Genomic DNA, 4,476 nt, shown 5'->3' with positions numbered 1-4,476 from the left:
CATGAAACACGGATCCCCCTACGGCACCCACCGCGTGCTTGAGCCCCTTGGCGTGCTGCCCCAGCCAGCCTGGAAGCTCGACAACACGATGGAAATTTATGACAACGAGATTCTGATCGACGTGTCGGCGCTCAACATCGACTCGGCCAGCTTCACTCAAATCAAGGCGGCTTGCGACAACGATGAAGCCCGCATCGCGGCCATGGTCAAAGACATCGTGGCCCAGCGCGGCAAGCACCACAACCCGGTCACCGGATCGGGCGGCATGCTGATTGGCATGGTGGCCGAGATCGGCCCGGCGCTGCTCGGCAAGATCGACCTCAAGGTGGGCGACAAGATCGCCACGCTGGTGTCGCTGTCGCTCACCCCCTTGCGCATTGACAGCATCACCAAGATCCACATGGCCAAGGACCAAATCGAAATCAAGGGCCGCGCCATCCTGTTTGAAACAGGCCTTTTCGCCAGGCTGCCCGCTGACATCGACGAAAAACTGGCGCTGGCGGTGCTGGACGTGGCCGGTGCCCCCGCGCAAACCGCGCGGCTGGTCAAAGCTGGCGACACCGTGGTGGTGATTGGTGGCGGTGGCAAGTCGGGCACACTGTGTGTTTATGAAGCCAAAAAGCGCGCAGGCGCCGCAGGCTGCGTGATTGGCGTGTCGCCCTTCGCCAAAGACTGTCAGCGCATGACTGAGCTGGGGTGGGTGGACCATGCGCTGCAGGTGGACGCCACCGATGCGCTGGCGCTGATGGAAGCGGTGGCAAAGGTGACCGACGGCAAACTGGCCGATGTGGTGATCAACTGTGTCAACATCCAGAACACCGAAATGGGCAGCATTCTGGCGACCAAACAACACGGCAAGATCTACTTCTTCTCCATGGCCACCAGCTTCACCGCCGCGGCGCTGGGAGCCGAAGGTGTGGGCAAGGACGTGGAGATGATCGTGGGCAACGGTTATGCCACCGGGCACGCCGAGTTTGCACTGAACCTGCTGCGCGAAAGCCCCAAGCTGCGCGCCTTGTTTGAACAACTTTACGTCTGACTGGCAAATCAACGCGATGGAACAACAACCTGCCGTCATTTCGAACGAAGTGAAGCAATCCATGGCGACCGGATGCATGGACTGCCGCGCCAAACTCGCAGTGACGACGTCACCGAGCGCGCTTTGGCAGCGCATCCAGGCCAGCGGCATGAGCACGCTGGCGGTGATGGGCATGACCAAGAACACCGGGAAAACCGTGGCGCTGAACCATTTGCTGGCGCAGGCGGCAGCGGCTGGCGTGGCGCTGGGGGTGACCTCGATCGGGCGCGACGGCGAAGACCGTGATGCGGTGTTTTTTGTGCCCAAGCCTGCCATTGTGGTGTGGCCCGGCAACCTGGTGGCCACCGCGCGGGCCACATTAGAACGCGCCAAAGTGCGCACAAAGTTGATTGATGCCACCGGTATTGACAGCCCGATGGGCGAAATTTTGGTGGTGAAAGTGCTGGAGCAGGGCGATATGGAAATTGCCGGCGCCTCGCGCAGTTCCGACCAACTCACCGTGATTGCCCGGCTCAAGCAGTGCGGCGCCGCGTTGGTGATCCTGGACGGCGCGCTGGGCCGCAGCCACCATGCCTCGCCGGCCATTGCCAATGGGGTGATTCTGGCGACCGGTGCCGCCATGGGTGGCGGTATTCAGGACGTGATCCGCAAAACGCGCGACCGCCTGGCGATCTTGGGCATTGCCCCGGCTGACGTGGCAGCCCGAAACCTGTGCGAGCCGGTGTTTGCCAGGGGTGGGGTGGGCCTGTGGAACAGCCGGGGCGAAAATGTTTTTCTGGCTGAAATTGCTACTTTGAACGCCGCAGAAACGCTGCTGCAATACGTCGAGTCGGACGTGGCCACGGTGGCCGTCAGCGGCGCCGTGGGGCGCTCGCTGTGGCGCGCGTTAAGCACCCTGGCCGCGCGCCGTCCCGGTCTGACCGTGGTGGTGAACGATGGCACCAAGCTGTTTGTGGACGCCGCCGACCTGGCGCTGTTTCGCCAGCAGGACGCGCAGGTACTGGCTTACCGGGGCATCCACATGACCGGCATCACGCTCAACCCGTTTTCGCCACTGGGCGGCAGTTTTGACGCGCAACAATTCCTGGTGGCCGCACGCGAAGCCTTTGGCAACTATGGCGTGAGCGATGTGATGCTGGAAGAAGATGGAATTTCTGCGCTGCCTTCGCAACAACGGCAAGCTTAAACACAGATTGAACAGAGAGAAAAATATGTCCCACTTGCAACTTGATCAGGCGCAGATTGACCGCGCCCGCGACTCGGCCCGGCGCATTGCGCGCCAGGTGTTTGACGAGATGGCCCGGTTCACCACCACCACTGTGGAGCGCGCCACCTTGCGCTTGATGGGTATTGACGGTGTGGACGAAAACTTTGTGCCGCTGCCCAACCGCGTGGTCGAGCATCTGCAAGCGCAAAACCTGCTGCCATTTGGCGCCGCCACCATTTTGGCCGCGGCCATGCAGGAAACCGGGCAAACCGCCCAGCAAGTGGCCGAGGCGGTGTCCAAAAGCACGCTGTTGTTGACGCGTCCGAACGACGAACAGGCAGCGCGCCAGGCCGCCGAGGCCCATGCGCGCACCATGTGCGAGCGCATCGCCGGGCAGCGCGCCTTTCGTGACACGCAGATCAAAACCCTGGGCGAAGGCAAGGCGCCCTGGCTGTACCTGATTGTGGCCACAGGCAATATTTATGAAGACGTGGCGCAGGCCAGAGCCGCCGCCGAGCAGGGCGCCGACATCATTGCGGTGATCCGCTCCACCGGCCAGAGCCTGCTCGACTATGTGCCGTTTGGTGCCACCACCGAAGGTTTTGGCGGCACCTACGCCACCCAGGAAAACTTTCGCCTGATGCGCGCCGCGCTTGACGAGGTGGGCACCCGCGTGGGCCGCTACATCCGCCTGACCAATTACTGCTCGGGCCTGTGCATGCCCGAGATTGCCGCCATGGGTGCCATGGAGCGGCTCGACATGATGCTCAACGACTCGATGTACGGCATCATCTTTCGCGACATCAACATGAAGCGCACCTTCATCGACCAGTTTTTTTCGCGCATGGTCAATGCCTATGCCGGCATCATCATCAACACCGGCGAAGACAACTACCTCACCACGGCCGATGCGTATGAGGCGGCACACACGGTGCTGGCGTCGCAGCTCATCAACGAGCAATTTGCCGAACTCTCTGGTCTGAAGCCCGGGCAGATGGGGCTGGGTCATGCGTTCGAGATTCATCCCGAACTGGAAAACGGCTTCTTGTGGGAACTGGCCCATGCGCAACTGGTGCGGCAGGTGTTTCCTGATGCCTGCCTGAAATACATGCCGCCGACAAAACACATGACCGGCAATATCTTCAAGGGCCAGGTGCAGGACACGCTGTTCAACATTGTGAGCACCGTCACGCAGCAAAACATCCACCTGCTGGGCATGATGACCGAGGCCATTCACACCCCGTTCATCCAGGACCGTTTCCTGGCGATTCAGAACGCCAAGTATGTGTTTGGCACCATGAAAGACCTGCACTCCGAGATTGAGTTCAAGAGCGGCGGCTTGATTGAGCGGCGCGCGCAAGCGGTGCTGGCCGAGGCCGAAGCCATGCTGGCGCAGATCGAAACCATAAGCCTGCCCACCGCGATTGGCAAGGGCATGTTTGCCGAGATCTCGCGCACACCCACCGGCGGCAAGGGCCTGGACGGCGTGATCACCAAGGCCGACAACTACTACAACCCGTTTCCACACCTGATGCTTCCAGGAGCCAATCATGATTGATGCCAAACAACCCGAGCAGTGGGTCAAACCCTACGGCGACACCTTGGGCGATGGCCGCGTGCAGCTCTCGTTCACCTTGCCGGTGGCGCTGGATGAGCGATCCAAAGAAGGTGCCAAGCGCCTGGCGGCCCAGATGGGCCTGGATGAGCCTGCCGTGGTGCATTGTGAGGACATGGGCAAGGGCTTCAGTTTTTATGTGGTGTATGGCCAATGTCGGCACCAAGTGGATTTGTCCAGTTTTCAGGTAGTCAAGCCCGAGTATGAGGTGATGGACAAGGAGGGCATCAACGCGCTCATCGCCGAAAAAATGGGTCGTCGCATGGTGGTCGTGGGCGCTTGCATCGAGACCGACGCGCACACCGTGGGCATTGACGCCATCATGAACATGAAGGGCTTCAACGGGCACAAGGGGCTGGAGAGTTACCACGAGATCCGCGCCATCAACATGGGCGCCCAGGTGGACTCCGAGGAGCTGGTGGCGCGCGCCATTGTGGAGAAGGCCGATGTGATTCTGGTGTCGCAGGTGGTGACCCAGAAAAACATCCATCTGGACAATCTCACCAAGCTGGCCGACCTGCTGGAAGCCGAAGGGCTGCGCGACAAGATCATCCTGGTGGTGGGCGGCCCGCGCATCAGCCACGAGCTGGCCAAGGAGCTGGGCTACGATGCCGG

Annotated in this window: 4 protein-coding genes; all 4 read left to right on the top strand. The window is 61.2% G+C overall.

Going from position 1 to position 4,476, the window contains the following annotated elements; all coding sequences use genetic code 11:
• Positions 1-1,039 (top strand): zinc-binding dehydrogenase (locus tag GPS82_RS13320; RefSeq protein ID WP_296495521.1); only part of this gene is annotated, 1,039 nt, incomplete at its 5' end.
• A gap of 16 nt (positions 1,040-1,055) precedes the next feature.
• Entirely contained in the window at positions 1,056-2,225 is a 1,170-nt protein-coding gene (locus tag GPS82_RS13315) for a hypothetical protein (protein WP_296495519.1), read from the top strand.
• Between the two features lie 25 nt (positions 2,226-2,250).
• The gene (locus GPS82_RS13310) at positions 2,251-3,804 is read left to right on the top strand and encodes a lysine 5,6-aminomutase subunit alpha (RefSeq protein WP_296495517.1); all 1,554 of its coding nucleotides are present in this window, start codon (positions 2,251-2,253) and stop codon (positions 3,802-3,804) included.
• On the top strand, positions 3,797-4,476 hold a 680-nt coding region (locus GPS82_RS13305; protein WP_296495516.1), incomplete at its 3' end, for an OAM dimerization domain-containing protein. The genes GPS82_RS13310 and GPS82_RS13305, both read left to right, overlap by 8 nt.

The sequence above is a fragment of the Rhodoferax sp. genome (assembly GCF_011391645.1).
Taxonomy (GTDB): Bacteria; Pseudomonadota; Gammaproteobacteria; order Burkholderiales; family Burkholderiaceae_C; genus Rhodoferax.
Note: the sequence above shows the minus strand (reverse complement) of the source record. Positions and strands in the feature narration are given on the sequence as shown.